The organism is Ideonella alba (genome assembly GCF_018069875.1).
Classification (GTDB): domain Bacteria; phylum Pseudomonadota; class Gammaproteobacteria; order Burkholderiales; family Burkholderiaceae_C; genus Ideonella; species Ideonella alba.
Genome location: NZ_JAGQDF010000015.1, coordinates 1 through 16,461 on the forward strand (window position 1 = coordinate 1; position 16,461 = coordinate 16,461).

General features: G+C 66.7%; 15 protein-coding genes. 5 read left to right on the forward strand and 10 right to left on the reverse strand.

Going from position 1 to position 16,461, the window contains the following annotated elements; genetic code table 11:
• On the forward strand, nt 1–288 hold a 288-nt coding region (locus tag KAK07_RS21275; RefSeq protein ID WP_445663765.1), incomplete at its 5' end, for a type IV toxin-antitoxin system AbiEi family antitoxin domain-containing protein.
• A gap of 64 nt (nt 289–352) precedes the next feature.
• Here KAK07_RS21275 and KAK07_RS21280 read toward each other — a convergent pair.
• The 6 genes from KAK07_RS21280 to KAK07_RS21305 form a co-directional block, all read right to left on the reverse strand.
• Nucleotides 353–1,303 (reverse strand): DEAD/DEAH box helicase, encoded by a 951-nt coding sequence (locus tag KAK07_RS21280; protein WP_210857162.1) that lies wholly within the window; start codon nt 1,301–1,303, stop codon nt 353–355.
• A gap of 285 nt (nt 1,304–1,588) precedes the next feature.
• The gene (locus KAK07_RS21285; protein ID WP_210857161.1) at nt 1,589–4,213 is read right to left on the reverse strand and encodes a DEAD/DEAH box helicase family protein; all 2,625 of its coding nucleotides are present in this window, start codon (nt 4,211–4,213) and stop codon (nt 1,589–1,591) included.
• Nucleotides 4,210–6,189, reverse strand: coding sequence for a phospholipase D-like domain-containing protein (locus KAK07_RS21290; protein ID WP_210863122.1), 1,980 nt, complete (start codon nt 6,187–6,189; stop codon nt 4,210–4,212). Before KAK07_RS21290 ends, KAK07_RS21285 begins: the two co-directional genes overlap by 4 nt.
• Nucleotides 6,186–7,592 carry a hypothetical protein gene (locus KAK07_RS21295; RefSeq protein ID WP_210857159.1) on the reverse strand — a complete coding sequence of 469 codons (1,407 nt, stop codon included), beginning with the start codon at nt 7,590–7,592 and terminating at the stop codon, nt 6,186–6,188. The genes KAK07_RS21290 and KAK07_RS21295 overlap by 4 nt, the downstream gene beginning before the upstream one ends.
• Before the next feature lie 21 nt (nt 7,593–7,613).
• Nucleotides 7,614–8,588 carry a relaxase/mobilization nuclease domain-containing protein gene (locus KAK07_RS21300; RefSeq protein WP_210857158.1) on the reverse strand — a complete coding sequence of 325 codons (975 nt, stop codon included), beginning with the start codon at nt 8,586–8,588 and terminating at the stop codon, nt 7,614–7,616.
• Between the two features lie 23 nt (nt 8,589–8,611).
• Entirely contained in the window at nt 8,612–9,193 is a 582-nt protein-coding gene (locus KAK07_RS21305; RefSeq protein WP_210857157.1) for a hypothetical protein, read from the reverse strand.
• 368 nt (nt 9,194–9,561) lie between these two features.
• Between KAK07_RS21305 and KAK07_RS21310 the strand changes: the two genes are divergently transcribed.
• The 3 genes from KAK07_RS21310 to KAK07_RS21320 are packed head-to-tail and all read left to right on the forward strand — an operon-like array spanning nt 9,562 to nt 11,260.
• Nucleotides 9,562–10,086 carry a helix-turn-helix domain-containing protein gene (locus KAK07_RS21310; protein ID WP_210857156.1) on the forward strand — a complete coding sequence of 175 codons (525 nt, stop codon included), beginning with the start codon at nt 9,562–9,564 and terminating at the stop codon, nt 10,084–10,086.
• The gene (stbB, locus tag KAK07_RS21315) at nt 10,083–10,793 is read left to right on the forward strand and encodes a StbB family protein (RefSeq protein WP_210857155.1); all 711 of its coding nucleotides are present in this window, start codon (nt 10,083–10,085) and stop codon (nt 10,791–10,793) included. The genes KAK07_RS21310 and stbB overlap by 4 nt, the downstream gene beginning before the upstream one ends.
• Nucleotides 10,790–11,260 (forward strand): hypothetical protein, encoded by a 471-nt coding sequence (locus KAK07_RS21320; RefSeq protein WP_210863124.1) that lies wholly within the window; start codon nt 10,790–10,792, stop codon nt 11,258–11,260. Before stbB ends, KAK07_RS21320 begins: the two co-directional genes overlap by 4 nt.
• 218 nt (nt 11,261–11,478) lie before the next feature.
• Here KAK07_RS21320 and KAK07_RS21325 read toward each other — a convergent pair whose 3' ends face one another.
• The 3 genes from KAK07_RS21325 to KAK07_RS21335 form a co-directional block, all read right to left on the reverse strand.
• Entirely contained in the window at nt 11,479–11,832 is a 354-nt protein-coding gene (locus tag KAK07_RS21325; RefSeq protein WP_210857153.1) for a DUF7673 family protein, read from the reverse strand.
• 106 nt (nt 11,833–11,938) lie between these two features.
• A complete protein-coding gene (locus tag KAK07_RS21330; RefSeq protein ID WP_210857152.1) occupies nt 11,939–12,802 on the reverse strand; it encodes a DUF932 domain-containing protein in 864 nt (287 codons plus the stop codon).
• An 89-nt stretch (nt 12,803–12,891) separates the two neighbouring features.
• Nucleotides 12,892–13,356: a single-stranded DNA-binding protein gene (locus KAK07_RS21335; RefSeq protein ID WP_210857151.1), complete on the reverse strand. Its 465-nt coding sequence runs from the start codon at nt 13,354–13,356 to the stop codon at nt 12,892–12,894.
• A 938-nt stretch (nt 13,357–14,294) separates the two neighbouring features.
• Between KAK07_RS21335 and KAK07_RS21340 the strand changes: the two genes are divergently transcribed.
• Complete coding sequence (locus KAK07_RS21340) at nt 14,295–15,101, forward strand: CBS domain-containing protein (protein ID WP_210863126.1); 807 nt, start codon at nt 14,295–14,297, stop codon at nt 15,099–15,101.
• Nucleotides 15,102–15,141: 40 nt separating this feature from the next.
• On the opposite strand, the gene KAK07_RS21345 is transcribed toward KAK07_RS21340, so the two are convergent.
• Entirely contained in the window at nt 15,142–16,410 is a 1,269-nt protein-coding gene (locus KAK07_RS21345) for a nucleotide pyrophosphohydrolase (protein WP_210857149.1), read from the reverse strand.
• Between the last annotated feature and the right edge of the window lie 51 nt (nt 16,411–16,461).

Here is a 16,461-nt window from a genome sequence, read left to right on the forward strand (position 1 = left end):
CTCTTCGTCCATCAACGTACTCATGATGTCGTCCTTTCGACATTAACACCTGAGCAGGTTCTCACTGGGTCGATACACGACGGCGCGCCGGTCCGCGTCTACAACCTCGCCAAGACCATCACCGACTGCTTCAAGCTGCGCAGCAAGGTGGGCCTCGACGTGGCGCTCGAAGCCCTTCGCGAGGCCTGGCAGCAGCGAAAAGTGACGATGGATGACCTGTGGCGCTACGCCAAGGTCAACCGCATGACCAACGTGATGCGCCCCTACCTCGAGGCGCTGACCGGATGAGCGCCGACCGCTCGGCTTCGGTGCTCGCTCGCCTGCTGAATCGGTCGCGCAGCACGGGCGAAAACTACAACCTCCTGCTCTTGCGGCTTGCGGTCGAGCGGCTGCTGTAGCTGAAATCGCGCCGCAAGTAGGCCGAGATCAGTTCGTAGAACTGAACTTCCTCTTCGGCAGGCGAGAACGGGTTGGTGAGCGCGTGGCGCTGGGTGTACGGCACGTACTCCAGCACGTCGCGCCGCAGGGTGCGCTTGATGAAGGGCTGCAGTCCGCGACGCAGCGAATGGATGTCGCCGTCGATGCTGCTGTACTGTGAACGGAAGCTGCGCTCGTCACCGAAGATTTCTTCGTCAATGAGCGAGGTCAGGCCGTACAGCTCCATCAGGGAGTTCTGCAGGGGCGTGGCCGTCAACAGCAGCTTCTTGCGCCCAGCCAAGGCGCGCTTCAGGGCCTGCCCAGTTTCATGGCTCTTGCGGTGGGCGTTGCGCAGCTTGTGCGCTTCATCGATGACGACCAGGTCCCAAGGTACGGCGCCGAGCTGGGCCTCCATTCGGGCTGCGAAGTGGATGGACATGATGCTGATGACATCGCGGTCCAGCGGGTCGTAGGTACCGCCTTCACGCAGCAGGTGCCAGGTGCGCGCGTCCAGTACCTCGGACGGCAGGTTGAACTTGTCGGCCAGCTCTTGCGCCCACTGCTTGCGCAGCGATGCGGGGCAGAACACCAGCAGGCGGCGACGGCGCTCGGCCCAGAGTTGGCACAGCACCAGCGCGGCTTCGATCGTCTTGCCCAGGCCGACCTCGTCGGCCAGCACCACGCCCTTGCTGAGGGGGTTGTTGAGAGCAAAGAGAGCGGCATCGATCTGATGCGGGTTCAGGTCAACACTGGCATCGAACAGCGACTGCGCCAGGCGGTCTTCCTCTGAAGCCGCACGACGACGTGTGAGCTCCCATGCAAAGTACTTGGCGTGGTGTGCCGTGGTGCCCGCTGCTTCAACTGCGCCTTTGACTCCGCCTGACATGTTTTCTCCCTGTCTCGAATTGACCCTGAGAGCGCCACCGTCCCGGCGCATCTGTACGAGTCACAGTCATTTCTTCAATGCTGTTGGCTTCACAATGAGCGCAGCAGCAAGCTCGCGAAGACCGTTCCTTTTTCAAGCGCGATCTGCCTCAAGCATGCAGGTGCCAATTGTCCAGGTGCCAGTCAGTTGCCATCCCTTCCTGCCACCACCCGGGCGCGAGCGCGCACGATTACTACAACCCGGCGTGACGTCGAGTATGCAAGGAAACCACTTCGACTCGACCGGTTACAGCGAGGGCGAGAAAGAAGGCGCGAGTGCATTGATCTTGTCTATGTTCTGATTGAACTGGGGGTCATCAGTTCGCAATGAGTCGGGCAGGATTACCCCGTGGAGTTGCGATCTCAGATCATCCCATCGCCTTAGCAGAACCTGCCAGTTGTACTCGTCGTAGGTGCCCTGAAAAACGAGGGGCCAAACGCGGATGCGGGGCCACTTCTCAGGCGCCCACCCTTCACGCTGCGCTCGATGGAGCATCTGCTCCCAATGGCTGCCCACGCGGTCCACCCGTCCGATCTGCTGCTCGACAACGCCCGGATTCCACTCTGGGTGGAGCAGCAGCACGGTACGACAGGCGCGATGCAGGTTGAGGCCTTCACGGCCGACAATGGACTGTGCCACCAGCACCCTAGGGAAGCTGTGTGCGCGGTTGAAGGCCAGTTGCAGTAGGCGCCGAGTAGGCTGCGACGTGCTGCCACGCATCAATCGCGCAAAACTGCCGGTGGGCGCGTCGTACTCATCGTGCAGGCGCTGGAGAATGTTGGCCCACAAGTCCCCCACCTCGGCATCGTCAAGGCTGCCGTCACGGTTCCTGTCACCTTCGTCTCGGTCGCACAGGGCATTGATCAGGTCTTCGAATCCTTGAGCCCAAGCGAGATCGCTGCAGGTTTCGGCGCCGGGCCCCAGGTGTTCGTGCAGGGCCGCAGCCAAGGTAGAACGGCTGAGCTGCGGATCACGCTCCATGGCCTGCTGAAGGGCCCGCAGCCGGGGGTTGGGCGGCAGTTGAGCCAGGCCGAGAGACAGGCGGCGAGCAAGTCCATCGCGTAGACGTTCACGTGTGTTTTCGAGAGCCTTGTACTGCTCGCCCAGCCGCGCCTGCAACGCCTCGCGGTGGAAGGCGCCAGGGCGGCCCAGATCTCGATGGGCCAGTTGAACTGCGTGCCAATCCTCGTCGTCAAGAGTGGACTGCGCCCAGGGACGGCGCTGGTCCAAGTGTCGCAGCAGCGCGCGTGCGTTGAGCATGCGCGCCAGGGCCTCCATCGGCCGCGTGAACCTGCCGAAAACAAGCACCTTCTCGCCCTCGGCGTCGGCTGCCTCAATGGCCTGTATGGCTGCCCGAAGACCTGGGTGCTCGTACAGCGCATCGGCGCTGCGGTCAAAGGTCTGGCGCAGCAGGCCGAGCCAATAGGTTACTCGGGCCTGCGTCTTGTCGGCGGCGAGCACCGCCTCGTCCACATCGGAGTGGTCCTTCTCAGGGTCAGCGTCGGCAGACAATTCCTCGTCGGATGCCGCGGCGCGAGCTCCTGCATCCAGTACGGCACTCAGACCATGCCCGCTGCCCAGGCTCAGGCGCAGACGTTGTGCGGCGGCACCCGTCACTTGGCCGCCCATCAGCGACAGCGCCTCGGCCGCGCAAAGTGCACGGGCCCAGGGCGCCGAGAGCGACTCCATCGGCACCAGCACCGGCTGATGCTCGCGGTAGGCATGGGCGGGCAGACCGGTGCCCCGTTGGAAGGCGATGACCGACTCGGCCTCGCGCTTGTCGCGGCGCAACACATAGGGGCTCAATGCGGCATGGAAGAGCTGGGCAGCCTCAGCAAGTCTGTGGCGTGCCTCGGCTTGTGCGGGCAACGCGCGGACTTGCTCGACTGCCTCTGCATAGGCACGGATCGCCGGCTCAAGGGGGGCCGCAGCCACGCCGATGCGCTGAAGGGTGTGATGCCATTGGGTGGCTGCCAGTTCAATGGGCGTGGCGGTCATGCCAAGGCGGCGCGCTTCTGGCTGGGCCAGAATGACCTGATCGAGCAGGCGCGTCAGGCCCGACTCTTCGCCCCGGCTCTTGTGCGCTTCGTCGATGATGACTAGATCAAAGTGCCCAAGACCGAGACCCACCGCCTGCTCAAGCCAGTGGCGCAAGGTACCGGTCTTTGCGTACTCGGCGGCCTCTAAGGAGAGCTTCCACGGTGTTCCCTCGATCAACTCGTCCATCAACCGGCGTTCGGCGTTGCCGTCACGGCGCTTCGCGATCCGCACGATATCGGCGGCAGCACGGCGAGCGCGGTCATCCGTGGCACGGTCGTCACCGTGGTAGCCGTTGGGCAGGCGGCCAGTGGTGGCCGCTCGCCAGTGCGCATACAACTCCGGCAGCAACACCCACCGCCACGCCTCGGACTTGGCACCCAGACGCCAGTTGGTGAAACTGTGGGAAACAAGCAGCACATTTTGCGAGGCCCAGGGATGGGCCGGCGGGTCGTCGGACTTCGCCTCGTCAACCGCCCAGGCATCGAGGTACTGCCTTAGGCTTCTCAACACCGGCTGGCACATCACCTGGCCGTGCTTGAACTCGTCCACCCATTGGTAGCCCAAGCCTGGCGGAATCAGCACCGCTACTCGGCCCCCGGCCTCGATCACCGCCTTGGCCGTCATCACGGCGATGCGCGTCTTGCCCATACCCACTTCGTCGGCCACCAGCAGTCCGTGGTTCACCAAGCGCTCGGCAACAACGCGCAGGCTGCGGCGTTGGCCCTCGTTCAGCGCCTGCGGGGCCTCTCCGCCAGGTTGCGGAGTGCTGGCCATCTCGCGCAGTGCATCAGCAACCTGGCCCCAGCCAGCGAAACGCGGCGCGCGAGTCATGGTCTGCCTCCCGAGTGCAAGGGAGGCAAGCCCCAGGCCTGAGCGATGCGGTGCAGCGCCTCCAAGTAAGCCTGGGCGGCGCCTGTTGAGCCGGCGAGGGCGTGCTCCGGCCGGAAACTGTCGTCCGTCAGCGGCTGCAGCGGGTGAAACGGCAGTCTCTTGAAGCGCTGGACCGTATCGCTGTCCTTGGCGAGGATCATCAACTGCTCCAGTCGCAGGCACCAAGCGCGCCAGTCGGCGGCGGGAATGAGCACCTGCCGACGCGCGATGGTATCGATCAACTGCATCATCTGCCGTGTGGCGTACTGTCCTGCGCCGGAGGCTGCCGTCTCGGGCGCCCCTGGACGCGCGCTCAAGGGGCCATCGAGGTGTTCGTCATCGTCCGGGCTGGCGTCCTCCGGCGCCGCGGGGTAGGCCCCGAGGGCGCTGGTGATGTCCTGGACGTCCATCGCTGGCAGCGGCACGGGCGCAATGCGGCCGAACTCGTCGATCACGGGGATCCAGGTTTCCGGCTGTCCAGGGCAGCGCAGGCAGGCCTGGGGCGGGCACACTGGATCGGGCCAGATCCAGGCGCCGGCTTCGCTACTACAGGGCTGTCCCTGAGGGTCGAGCAGCTCAATGCCGGCGGGCACAGGGTCGGTCGTGAAGAGACGCGGCGCGGCAGGGCCTGGCTGCCACTGTAGGAAGGCCACCAAGGGCGCCACCCAGGCCGGCGGCCGCTCAGGCATCTCGGCTCCCGCGGCCAGCACCGCGGCGTCGGACAGAGCCGATCCTGGCTCGAAGGGCAGGAGATGGGCGATGGAGGAGCGCTCAGGGTCGCGCCGATCAGGCATCAAGGCCAAATCGCCAGTGGCCAACACCACGCCGGCTTCAAGATTTCCGGCCTTTGAGATGGCTGCCTTGCAGAAGCCTGGGTTCGTGAGATTGCCGGAACCCAGGTAGAGCCAGCCGCTGGTACACAGGTTCGGATTCGACGGGCTCGGATTCCAGCTGATGATGAACTTGGCGTGCAGGGTCCGCTTGTGATCGGCACCAAAGAGGTGTTCGGCACGGCTGGGCGGCAGCAAGCCCCAGCCTTCGCTTGCAATGGCCTCGCGCGACGCGGCAATCGCCTGGCAGCCAGATTCGTTGACCACCAGTTCGACCCTGCTGGTCTTGGTGAGCAGGCTGTTGCGTCGCAGCGTGGTGACGATCCCGGCGGGAACACTGGGCAGCGCATCAGGGTTGGCATGGCCCTCATAGAAGCCCGAGCCCATGACCAGATGGCTGCGCCGCTTCGCGCCGGCGTGGTGGGCCACCCAGTCGGGCAACTGATCGAGCAGGCTCAGGGCTCGCGAGTCGAGAAACCGCGGTTTAACGCCACTGCCAACCCGCGCGCAAGCCGCAGCACCATCGTCCAGGCCTGCGATCAGCGCCAAGGTGGGCCCATCGGACTGTCGGACCGAGGCTACGAGCAGGCGCTGATCGAAGTACCTCCTAAGCCAGATCAGCAGATCGGCGGCCGCTGCGATATCGGCGCAGCGCAGACGGGCGTCGTCGTCGGGTTCTTGCAGCTCGGCATGGTCGACCTCGACGCACCAGGCCATGTCCAGGCTCTCTTCTACGGTCTGGGTGGTCCAGTTACCGGTGGACACGATCAGGCGCAGACGCCAGCCGGGCTCCGCGTCCTCGCAGCGGAAACCCAGCAGCGCCACCTTGGCATGCAGCAGGTTGAAGGGCAATGCGTCGGCGGCATACACCGGCAAGTGCACGACACCCGGCACATCGCCCCAGGCCAGGCGAGGCTGACCTGGGTCCAGCACCAAGGCCAGCACCACTCGGCCGGACGCCGCGCGCTGATGCCGGGTGGTGAGGGTGAAGCGATCGGTGGCGTCCACCATGAAGGGCGCGTCGGCAGAGTAGCCGCAAAGCCAGCCGAAGGCGCCGACATGCCCCTCGGGCGCATCGAAGTGCTGCAGCAACGAAGGGCGCGTCATGTGTCCAGCCTCGCTCGGCCGTGGGTTTGCAGCCATCCGTCCAACTCGTTGTGGAGATCCAGATTCAGCAGGAACAGGTTGTGGATGCGAAACGAGGTTCCCGACGGCCAGGCCAGCGTGTCCATGGCAGAGGGCTGCGGAGCAGCGGAAGGTTCGTTGGCATCGTCGGCCGGCGCTGGCGGCGCCCCTCGCCGAAACGCGCCGCCGGGCCGAACCTCGTTATGCGCAAGGCGGAGCACACGGCCGTCACGTTGCACCAAATGCTTCAACACGGCCGTGTCGGATAGCTGCACGCACTGGCGGCAGAAGTCGGTGGCGTCGGGGTCGGCATGGTTCAGGTCGAGGAAGGATCCAGCCAGCGTGCGCAGCCCGTTGAGGGCCACCAGTACTGGCTGAGCCAGCGGAGCACCCATCGGCAGGCATTCGCGCGGTGTGGCGGCTACCTGCACTTCCACGGCATCCAGCAGGGCCAGGGCCTGGTCGCGCAACGCGAAGAGATTGGCGCCCGCCTGCAGGTCGTGCCAGTGATCGGGCTCGATCGGGTCTGGCCGATCTGCCCAGGCCCAGCGTTTCGGGCTACGGCGCGACAGGTCCACCCAGTCGAGCGCGGCACGCCGCCTTCGCGTATCAACTGAGGGCTCACCAGCGGAGCCCGCCTGCAGGCAGGCGCGCAGCGCAGCGCAGGCTTCAGATTCGAGCGCCATGCGGGGCGACAGCGCGCTGATCAATCTTTCGGACCTCAACTTCAATTCTGCCCCACGGACCCAATTGAGCAAATGCTCGACCAAGGGCACATTGGCGGGGGAGTACCCCTGGAATGCCGCGCGCAGCACGGCTCGACCCGTATCGGTCGCCTCCAAGGCGTTGAATCGGCGCGTGCCCCCTGCAGCCAAGCCCAAAGGCTGAAGGGCCGAAGTGGTGCCCATGCGCATCGGCTGGCTGACATAAAAGCTGCGATGGCGCACAGCTTTGAATTCCATGCCGTGCTCGCGCGGTAGCTTCGACGTGCCACGCAGACGTGGGTCCGGTCGGTCATCCGAGCCCGACTGAGGATCGCGCCGACCAATGGCCAGCCAGCATGCCAGCGCTTCGATTGCATTGGCACATTCCACGTTACTGACCCTTGAGCCGGCCTCGCGCGCCAACTCGGCAACGTGAATGCCCAGGGTGGCTAGGACGAGTTGCTTGCCGAACCAGACCGACCCGAGCCCTGGTACGGCCAGTTCGTTGAACCTACGGACGGCCGCGCCCAGACCCAACGTTCTGACACGGCGCTCGTCGGCAACCGTAGCCGGGCCCAGTAGTCCCCAAGACATCGACAAGCGCAGCCTCCCTGCAGCACAATCCGTTTCGGATTGAACACCGGTCATGGCCGCGCCAAGGCGAAATTGGCGGGCCGCCAAGTTTTTCGCATTGTGGCCGATTCACCGCGGCAACTCGACTCCTCGAAGGCCATGCGACGGTGATGGATCGCGATGGTCGACCGATCGGTCGGTTGTCGCAGCTGCAGATATCTCTCGAACATAGCTGCTGACGGACCTCGCAAGCTTCCGATCAGCCAAGTCTCCAGACGTGGCCAGCGCCTGGCCCAGTTGCTTCCAGGCCTCGACTGCCTCCGCCCGCGCCGCAACGGCAACACTGCTGCGCTTGCTACTGGATCTGACCGTATGAAGCCGCCCCTCCTGGCCTGCTTTCAGGCGCCACAGGGGTTCATAGTTCCTGCTCGTGCCACGTGTAGCCTGCCGCGTCGCTTCAGCCTCGACCCCGTACCCGCGCAGCTTCTCCGCAAACGTCTCGCGCCAGCGATGCAGATCAGCCTTGCGCGGATTGAGCCGCCGGCCCTGGCGTGACTCTGCCCGCACGCTGATGTGCACATGCGGGTTGGCCTGGTGGTCGTGCAGCACCATCACATAGGTGTGCTCGGCCAGTTCGACCCTTGCGAACTCGCGTGCCGCGCGCTGCACCGCCAGCGGGTCGGTGCCTCGCGGCATGGACAGCATGATGTTGTAGGCCTCGCGCCGCTGACCCGGTGCAGACTCCTCCGGAATCTTCGAACCGCCCCAACGCCACTCGTCGGCCAGGTCGTGCAGGCTGTCTTTGCCCCGCATCGTCTCGCCTCGCTGGTCCTCGATCTCCAGCCGACCGTTCTTGCTGATGTAGCGCAGGTGCGCCACGATGGCCTTCATGCCCCGCCCTCCCCCGGTCACCTTGACCATCACCTGAGGCGCCCGTCGCACCACGGTGGCTTCGATGCTCCGGCGGATGACGGCGGCTCGCTGGCGCATCGCGTCCGGGTTCAGCCTGGGCTCACGGGGTGCCCGTACGCTGCGATTGCCTGGGTAGAACAGCCGATCCCCCCAGGTGACCAGCATGCCGTCGATGTCGTGGGGCAAGGCCATGGGCGTCTCCTCAGGTTCGTGGTTCAAGGATTGGCTTGGGTTGGCCGAGATGGCGCGCTTGGCCGGGCCCGTGGCTGCAGTGCTGACAGGACCGGTGCCACACGCTCCAGGTGCGAGCGAACCTGACCGGCTACCGTGTCCAGCAGCCCTCGGTAGGCGCGGGCCGACTCGGCATCGGCCTGGCGCAGCAGCGCGCTCAGCCGGTGGACGTTGCGGCTGAGGGTGGCCAGCTCGGCGCAGGAGGCGGTCAGCGCCGCAAGGTGAGCGTCGCGCCCGCCACCGGCAGACAGCACGGGCACGTCGGCTATCAGGCCTGCCAGGTAGGCGCCACGCGACAGGCCCGCAGCGCGCGCGCCCGCGGCGAGCTGGCGAGCCTCCTCGGCCGACAGTCGAATCGACAGCTTGACGGTCGCAGCACTCGCCGAACCAGCTGTCGGCGCATCCATGCGGCTCGCTTCGCCTTCCAATTCGACCCCGAGATCACGCGCCACCGCGCCACGGACCAGCACCGACACGCTGACCCGATCGGCCTGCGCACGCGCCACCAGCGCAGCCTTCAAGCCGCGCATATCTACCGTAACGAAGTCATGGGCAATGGTGTTCATGAGCCGACGAATGGAGGGTCGCGAAGCGCTTGTGAAACTGGCGGCGGGCCGCCTATCTCTGCACTCACCTTGAAGACCAGTATTGGCCCGAATCCACGCAGCCTGCCTGCGAGATTCCGGGGCAAATGCTGCAGTCCCGGCGGCCCGCGTCGGGCCAAGATTCCGTGCCAGCGGGACGCGCTGGTGCTGGAGCGAGACTGACCCGGGAATCCCCCGGGACGTGATCGAGACAGGGCAGGACCGGACCGGGACAGCAGCGGTGCGAATGTCTGACGGCATCGAACGCAAGAGGAACACGCCCGCGACGCATGCGAACCGGACGGTCTGCACCGCAGCCCCACTGACCTCAGGACACAGCGGAATTCGCCTTGAACAATATCGACTCGACAGCTCCCAAGGCGGCGAACTCGGGCGAACCAGCATGCGGCGATAGCGTCAACGCCCCAGGCTGCGCCAGCAGCGTTCGACTGGTACCTGACCAGCCCCCGGGGCGCAGCACGCGCAAGGCGCGCTCCTTCTCCGACGAGATCGGCCGCCTGCATGCGGCGGGCTACACGCTGCAAGCCATTCGCAGCGCGCTGGCCAAGGTCGGCGTCAAGGTCAGCCGCAGCACAGTGCACCGGGAGGTGACGAAGGCCAGGCGGCGGCAGCCCTCCTCTCCCGCTGAGGAGTCCGACCACGCCCAGATGGATCAGATCGCGCAGGCTGCAGAAGTCGACGCGACGCCGCATCCCCAGAAAGCCGCTGCCCCCGCGCGTTCCGCCCATCCGCCAGCCCCTGCTCCGATCGCTGCCCCCAGCTTCACCGGCGGCCCCAAGGGCGAGGACGTCGCCAAGGCCTACATGGCCACCCAGATCACCAACCCCTTCATGCGTCGAAAGGACCCAGGATGAAGATCGCCGTCATCAACTTCTCGGGCAACGTGGGCAAGTCCACCGTCGCCCGCCACCTCTTGCAGCCGCGCGTCGAAGGCGCCGAGCTGATCTGCGTGGAGAGCCTCAACGCGACCGAGGCCGAGACGCAGACGATGCGCGGCGCGCAGTTTGCCGACCTGCAGGAGTACCTGCAGACCGTCAGCAGCGCGGTCGTCGACATCGGTGCCAGCAATGTCGAGCAACTGCTGGCGCTGATGCACCAGTACCGCGGCAGCCACGAGGACTTCGATGCCTTCGTCGTGCCGACCGTGCCGGCCTTCAAGCAGCAGCAAGACACCATCGCCACGCTCGTGGAGCTCGCCCGCATCGGCGTACCCGCCTCCCGGGTTCGGCTGCTGTTCAACATGGTTGACGATCGCGACGAACTGGCGCGCAGCTTCCATCCCTTGCTGAGTTTCGTGGCGGAGCATCCTGTCGCGCAGGCTGACCTGGCCTGCCGGCTGGGCACGAACGAGATCTACAGGCGGCTGAAGAGCACGGGCATGGACCTCGGAGGGTTGGTGCGTGACACGACGGACTACAAGGCGCTCATCGCCCAGGCCGGGGATGCCGCCGAGAAGATCGCCTGGGCCCAGAAACTGGCCACCCGCCGGCTGGCCCTGGGCGTGCTGCCTGAGTTGGACGCCTGCTTTGCGGCGCTGACCCTGGAGGCGGCCGCGGCATGACGGCCCCGAGCTCTGCGCGCGAGGCGCTGATCGCCGAAGCGCTGGGCGAGATGGCGGCGCTGCTGGAGCGGCTGGAAGCCGTGGCCCCGGCGCTGGAGGCCAGTCGGCTGGCGGTGGTTGGCGCCGGCAACAGCCTCGCCGACCAGGTGGACGCCTACGAGCGCCGCATGGCTGTGCTCACCGAGAACGCCAAGGCGCAGGCGCTCAAACACATCGCCCGCCGAACGGAAGAGCTGGCCCGCGAATCGGCCCAGACGCAGATCCGTGCGATGGAAGAAGCGGCGCGCATGCTGTTCAGGACCGAGGTGGGGCCGGCCCTGCACCGGGTGGCGATCCCGATGCAGCACCTGGCAAATCTGGCCCACCGTGGCGCCCACCCCTGGCAGACCTGGCTGACGCACGCGGCCACGGCCGGCGTCGCGTCTGGCGTCACCTGGGCCTTGGCGGCTTGGTGGTGGGCGCGCTGAGGGTCGAGTCACTCCATCGGGCTTTGCTATGTCCGCCGGTGCCCTGGCCTGGCGCCCGAGGCCGAAGGCCAGGGCCAAGCTGGGCGCTGGCGGCAAGCACCAGCGTGCCGTGCAGCCGAAGGCGAGCACGGCGCGGACCCTTGCGCGGGCCGGCGCCAGCCGGCCCGCGCGGCGATGGACCACTGCCAGCCTTGTCCACCAGCAGGCGGCAGGGCGCCTCAGGCCGGGCTGGGCCAGCGCAGTCCCCAGCGCGCGATGACCGACCGCACCCGGGCGTCCCCGTCGGGGACCAGGGTGTGCAGGTCGGCGCGGCCCCAGCGCAGCGCGTCCAGGCAGCACAGCATGTCGTCGCTGATGGCGATGTCGACGGCGCGCAGCTCGTACAGGTCCAACGGAAACGCCCGGCCGTTGTAGGTCGCGGCCAGGAAGGCCGCGATGCGCCGGATCTGGCCGGAGTCGCCCTGCTCGGTCAGCGTGAGCAGGCGCGCGAAGGCCTGGGCGCCGGCCTGAGTGGCCTGGCGCGAACGGGCGTCGAGCTGCCTGAGCACGGCGGGGAGGTCTTCGGACGGCATGGGCAACTCCTCGATCGAGGTGACAGGTCGACCCGCCCAATCGTCGGGCGGATCGGGCTTGGCCAAGGCGCCAGATTCGGTGCTGAATCTGGCGCGCTGGCCTGTATCAGGCCTTCAGCCTGCGCATCTCCTCGGCCAGCATCCACAGCGCACGGTTCAGGCTCACGCCACGGTCGATGCTGCCCACCGGCCGGGTCTGCAGGCGGCGCCCTTGCGCGCTGCGGCCGGGCTGGCCGCCTCGGATGACGTTTTCCTGCACGCGCTGGAAGGTGGTCCACAGGCTGCGGCCGATGTCCTCGGGTCGGCGCGCTTCGTTCAGCTGCTGGGCAGTGACCGGGGCCGGGGCCAGGTCGTCGCCCTCCTCTGTCTGGCGCTCACCAAAGCGCAGCGCCAGGGCTGCCGTCGCGAAGGCCATCTCCTCGGCCGGTTGCAGCTGCAGGGCCTTCATCGCCTCGGTGTGCTGGTTCACCGCCTCGAACTCACCCAGCACGCGAAACGCTCCCTCGATCACCTCGCCCTGGATGTTGCCCTTGTGAGGGATACGGATGTCGTCCACCACCTGGCCTACCACCAGGCCGTTACAGCAAACGAACCTGAAGAGACCGGCCAGCATTTGGTACGAGCTGGCGCCATCGTGGCTGTTGATCAGGATGATCTCGTTAGCCTCGGGACGGGCCTGGACCTGTCCGGCATGGCGCATGCGGATCAGGTGCTTGGTGAACTCCGCCTTGCCTTCGACGCGGCTGGCGCCCTGGGCGACCATGAAGGGCTCGAAACCCTCCTTGCGCAGGCCGCGCAGCACGTCGATGGTGGGGATGTAGGTGTAGCGCTCAGAGCGGCTGGCGTGCTTGCCCTCGGCAAAGATGGACGGCGCCGCGGCGCGCATCTGGTCTTCGCTCAGCGGCTGGTCGCCGCGCACCACGCGGGTGTTGCGGGCAAAGCGGGTCGCCAGGGTCGGGGTCGAGTACATGGTGGTTTCCTTCGATCGTTGATGGAGCTTCGAAGGGCGAGCGCGGCTCGTTGGCCTATTGACCAACATGGCGCCCACCCGGTCAGGGGTCAGGCGTCGGCGTGCGCCGGCTGGCGACCGCTGCGGGGCTTGCGGCTCGCGGCGGGGGTGCTGGGGCGCTCGGCGCTGCTGGTGCCGCCTTCGGCACCGGGGCCACCGCTGCGGCGCGCTTCGGACTCGGCACGGCTGTCGAGGTAGTCGATCTCCTCGGCCGTGAACGCCATGCCGTAGACGGTTTCGCCGTCCTTCTCGTAGTTGTTGTTGCGCAGCCGCCCGACGATGTTGACGTGCGAGCCCTTGCCCAGGTACTCCGCCGCGTTCTCGGCCTGCTTGCCCCAGAGCGTCCACTGAATCGCGGTGGATTCCTCCTCGCGGGCTTCGCCCGAACCGCGCCGGGTGTTGCTGATCGCGGTCAACACCGCCTTGGCGATCTTGCCTTCGCGGCCGTTGACGAGTTCGAGCTTGACGGCGCCGGCCAGGTGGGCGTGACGCTGGGTGACAGAAACTTGAGCCATGACGATCTCCAAACGAGAGCCACCAGCCGGGTCCCGGTCCGGGTTCCCTGACAACTGATCCTCTCGCTCGGACTCACCTCGCACCCGCCCTGGGGCGGGCGGGGGGTGGGGGATGGCCCCTTCCCTCGGGAGGGAAGGGGTGGGGGATGGGTGCGCCTCTTCGCAGCCGAAGCAGTGAGCCGGTTTCCCGGCCCACCGCTTGAAGATCCCCCCACAAGTCCCCCTCGCAATTCGACGGGGGCGCGTGGGGGGAGCGCGGTGGGACGACTGGCGCACGGGCTGCCCTCCCCCATGTTCCCCACGGGCGGCGCAGCGTCGCGGCCGATGTGCCAGCTCGCCTGGCGCAGCGGTTGCAGCGCAGCCGACCAAACGACCACGAGCAGCGGCGACTCTGCGGCCGACGTGCCACCGAGCGAGCCACAGGCGAGCGACTGGCGCGGCGGTCGAGCCGCTGATCGCTGGCTTTGCAGCGGCTTAGCTGCTGCGGGCAATTCAACGCATTTGGTCTTCAGCGGCCCGGCTCCGGGCATGGCGGGTGCCCGGGGTGGCGATCTGGCGGGCGCCGCACCGAGCGAAGCGCAGCGTAGCGACCTGCAAGCCGGCCAGTTCGCCAAGCGGGCGTCGTTCACGCGTAGCGTGAAGGAACCAGGGCCCGCGATCCCCGGGCAGGGGACAGGGACGCCTCACAAGGACCGCCGGCTTCGCCGGCCTGGCCGTGTTCGCGTGAGGGATGGCCGCCCGACAGGGGCGAGACGCTGGGCCTTTGACAGCGGCTCGACGCGCCGCGCAACAGCCCGGCCCCGCGCAGCGGGGACACGCCCGGGAAGAACCTCCTGATCGACACCACGCCAACAGAGGTCGCCACCGCTCCCACAGCCAGCCCACCCACGAGAACTACCAACTACCATCCTCTCTCGCCGAGCCAACCAGACCACAGCATGCTCCCCAGTCCACTATCCCGACTGAGCTCCTCGCCGAAGGACCTCAATCCCGGCGAGCGGGTCTACTACCGCGACCGCTTTCGCGAGGCGCGCTACGCCGCCCTGGCCGATGCCGAGGGCTTTGGCGCTATCTGCTTCGCACTTGAGGCCCTGGGCCTTCGGCTGCACGGCAAACAGGCAGCACTCGAGCACTACAGACCCAAGCTTGCCATCTGCGCGGCGAACTCGCCGCTACTGACGGGCCTGCCCGAACGCTTCCCCTCGACGTTCAAGTCGTTCGAGGCGCTCTTCAAGACGGTCCAGACGGCCCGCAACGACGCAATGCACATCGGCGCCTACGCGCGCCACGCAACCGAAGCCGCAATCGAGCTGAGCATCGGATTGGAGGAAGCACTGATGGCGAACTTCGAGAGGAAGGTCAAGGACGTGATGGTCAAGTCACCCATGACCGTTGAGCCCTGGCAACCGGTCGCCCAGGCCCGGCAACTCATGTTGATGCACTCGTTCTCCTTCCTGCCCGTGCGCATCGGTAGGTCGTGGTGGCTCGTGTCGGAGATCGGCCTGGCCAAGTTCCTGAACGGAGACGGCAAGAAGGATCGCCTCGCCCAGCCGATTCAGGATGCGAAGGCAGCTGGCATGCAGCTGGTCAGACTGCGTGAGGCGGATCTGCTGCACGAAGACACGACGATCGCCGAGGTGCTGGAGCGTGCGAAGGTTCAGAAGGGACCAACCCTCTGGCTGGTTGTCGACAAGCAGCACCCCGGACACCTCGCCGGAGTCCTGTCGCCCTTCGAGCTCATGTAAGTCGCATCGGACTCCACCCAGCGAACCGCGCAGCGGAGCCCTACGACGCGCCGGCTCCGGCCCCCGCAGCGGACTCGAACAACGGGTACTTGACGTCGCTCTCGGCGTTGATCACCACGGTGCCGGCCGCAACCAGCTTGTCGAGGGCCACCTCGATCGAGGCGTCGCCGGTCTCGGCGGCGAGCAGCGACTTCAACAAGCGCCGCAGCGCGGCCGGCTTCGTCGGGCGATTGACACCGACCTTGCGAAGGTTCTCGGTGATCCTCTTGATGTCGGCGTCGGACACCGACTTCTTCGGCGACGGGGACGCAGGGACAGCGCCGGTGCCACTCGGCGCCACAGCGGCCGGAACGGCCAACACTTTGCCTGGCCCAGCCGCCACGCCCCTTGCCCCAGCCGGTGTGGGAGCTTCCGCCTTCTTGGCAGGCACGACCTTCGGCGGCGACGCCTTCTTCGCCGCTGACGAAGACGCTGGCGTCTTGGCAACTGGCTTCTTCGCAGCGACCGGCTTGGCCACCGCCTTCTTCGTTGCGGCCTTCTTCGCAGCAACCTTCTTAGCTGGCGCCTTCTTGGCGGCCACCTTCTTCGCCGCGGCCTTCTTCGCTGGTGGTTTCACCTCGCCATGGGGCTGTCGGCGCACCACGAAGCCCATCGCCTTTGCATGCTCCAACATGGGCTCGTAGCCCTTGTCGTTGGCGACGACGACCATCGCCGACTCGGGGTTCCGCGACGCGATGTAGCCCATGTAGAACGACAGATGGAAGTCCAGCGCGTTCTTGCCCGACTTGCTGATCGGCACGGCCGTAGCACCGGTCCCGAACGATGCGAAGCGCTTTTCGACCTCCCGCTGGTGCGGCCCATGGAACACCCAGACCTGGCCAGCATCCGGGACCAGCGCCCGCAGCTCCGCATCACTAGGCTGGACGTTCTCGAAGTCCAGCAGCACATGCGTACCAGGCACCGATGCGCGCGTCGGCGAAACCCGCGGGATCACGCGTTTCGCCGGGTACTTGACCGCGTTTCTCGCCAGCTTGTCCCGCACCGCCTGCGACATATCGATCTGGCAGTGATCTGCCACCTGCAGAAGGTAGAGGAGCACATCGGCGACCTCCTCGCCGATGCGTTGCTTGGCCGCGGCGTCTTCGTGCGCAGTCCGGGACTCCTCAGGCGTCTGCCACTGGAAGATCTCCGCCAGCTCGGCCGCCTCAACCATCAGGGCCGTCGTCAGGTTCTTGGGTGTGTGAAACGGCTGCCAGTCGCGCTCTGCCGCGAAGTGCCGCAACTCAGCCTGCAGTTCACCAAGGTTCATCCCTGTCTCCCTTCTTCAGGCGCATCTTGCCAGCCAAGGCAGCGACCCAGC

What these genes read in the sequence shown, in the direction of transcription:
- KAK07_RS21280 (WP_210857162.1), bottom strand. Translation starts at nt 1,303, where the DNA reads ATGTCAGGCGGAGTCAAAGGCGCAGTTGAAGCAGCGGGCACCACGGCA.
- KAK07_RS21285 (WP_210857161.1), bottom strand. Translation starts at nt 4,213, where the DNA reads ATGACTCGCGCGCCGCGTTTCGCTGGCTGGGGCCAGGTTGCTGATGCA.
- KAK07_RS21290 (WP_210863122.1), bottom strand. Translation starts at nt 6,189, where the DNA reads ATGACGCGCCCTTCGTTGCTGCAGCACTTCGATGCGCCCGAGGGGCAT.
- KAK07_RS21300 (WP_210857158.1), bottom strand. Translation starts at nt 8,588, where the DNA reads ATGGCCTTGCCCCACGACATCGACGGCATGCTGGTCACCTGGGGGGAT.
- KAK07_RS21305 (WP_210857157.1), bottom strand. Translation starts at nt 9,193, where the DNA reads ATGAACACCATTGCCCATGACTTCGTTACGGTAGATATGCGCGGCTTG.
- stbB (WP_210857155.1), top strand. Translation starts at nt 10,083, where the DNA reads ATGAAGATCGCCGTCATCAACTTCTCGGGCAACGTGGGCAAGTCCACC.
- KAK07_RS21320 (WP_210863124.1), top strand. Translation starts at nt 10,790, where the DNA reads ATGACGGCCCCGAGCTCTGCGCGCGAGGCGCTGATCGCCGAAGCGCTG.
- KAK07_RS21325 (WP_210857153.1), bottom strand. Translation starts at nt 11,832, where the DNA reads ATGCCGTCCGAAGACCTCCCCGCCGTGCTCAGGCAGCTCGACGCCCGT.
- KAK07_RS21330 (WP_210857152.1), bottom strand. Translation starts at nt 12,802, where the DNA reads ATGTACTCGACCCCGACCCTGGCGACCCGCTTTGCCCGCAACACCCGC.
- KAK07_RS21335 (WP_210857151.1), bottom strand. Translation starts at nt 13,356, where the DNA reads ATGGCTCAAGTTTCTGTCACCCAGCGTCACGCCCACCTGGCCGGCGCC.
- KAK07_RS21340 (WP_210863126.1), top strand. Translation starts at nt 14,295, where the DNA reads ATGCTCCCCAGTCCACTATCCCGACTGAGCTCCTCGCCGAAGGACCTC.
- KAK07_RS21345 (WP_210857149.1), bottom strand. Translation starts at nt 16,410, where the DNA reads ATGAACCTTGGTGAACTGCAGGCTGAGTTGCGGCACTTCGCGGCAGAG.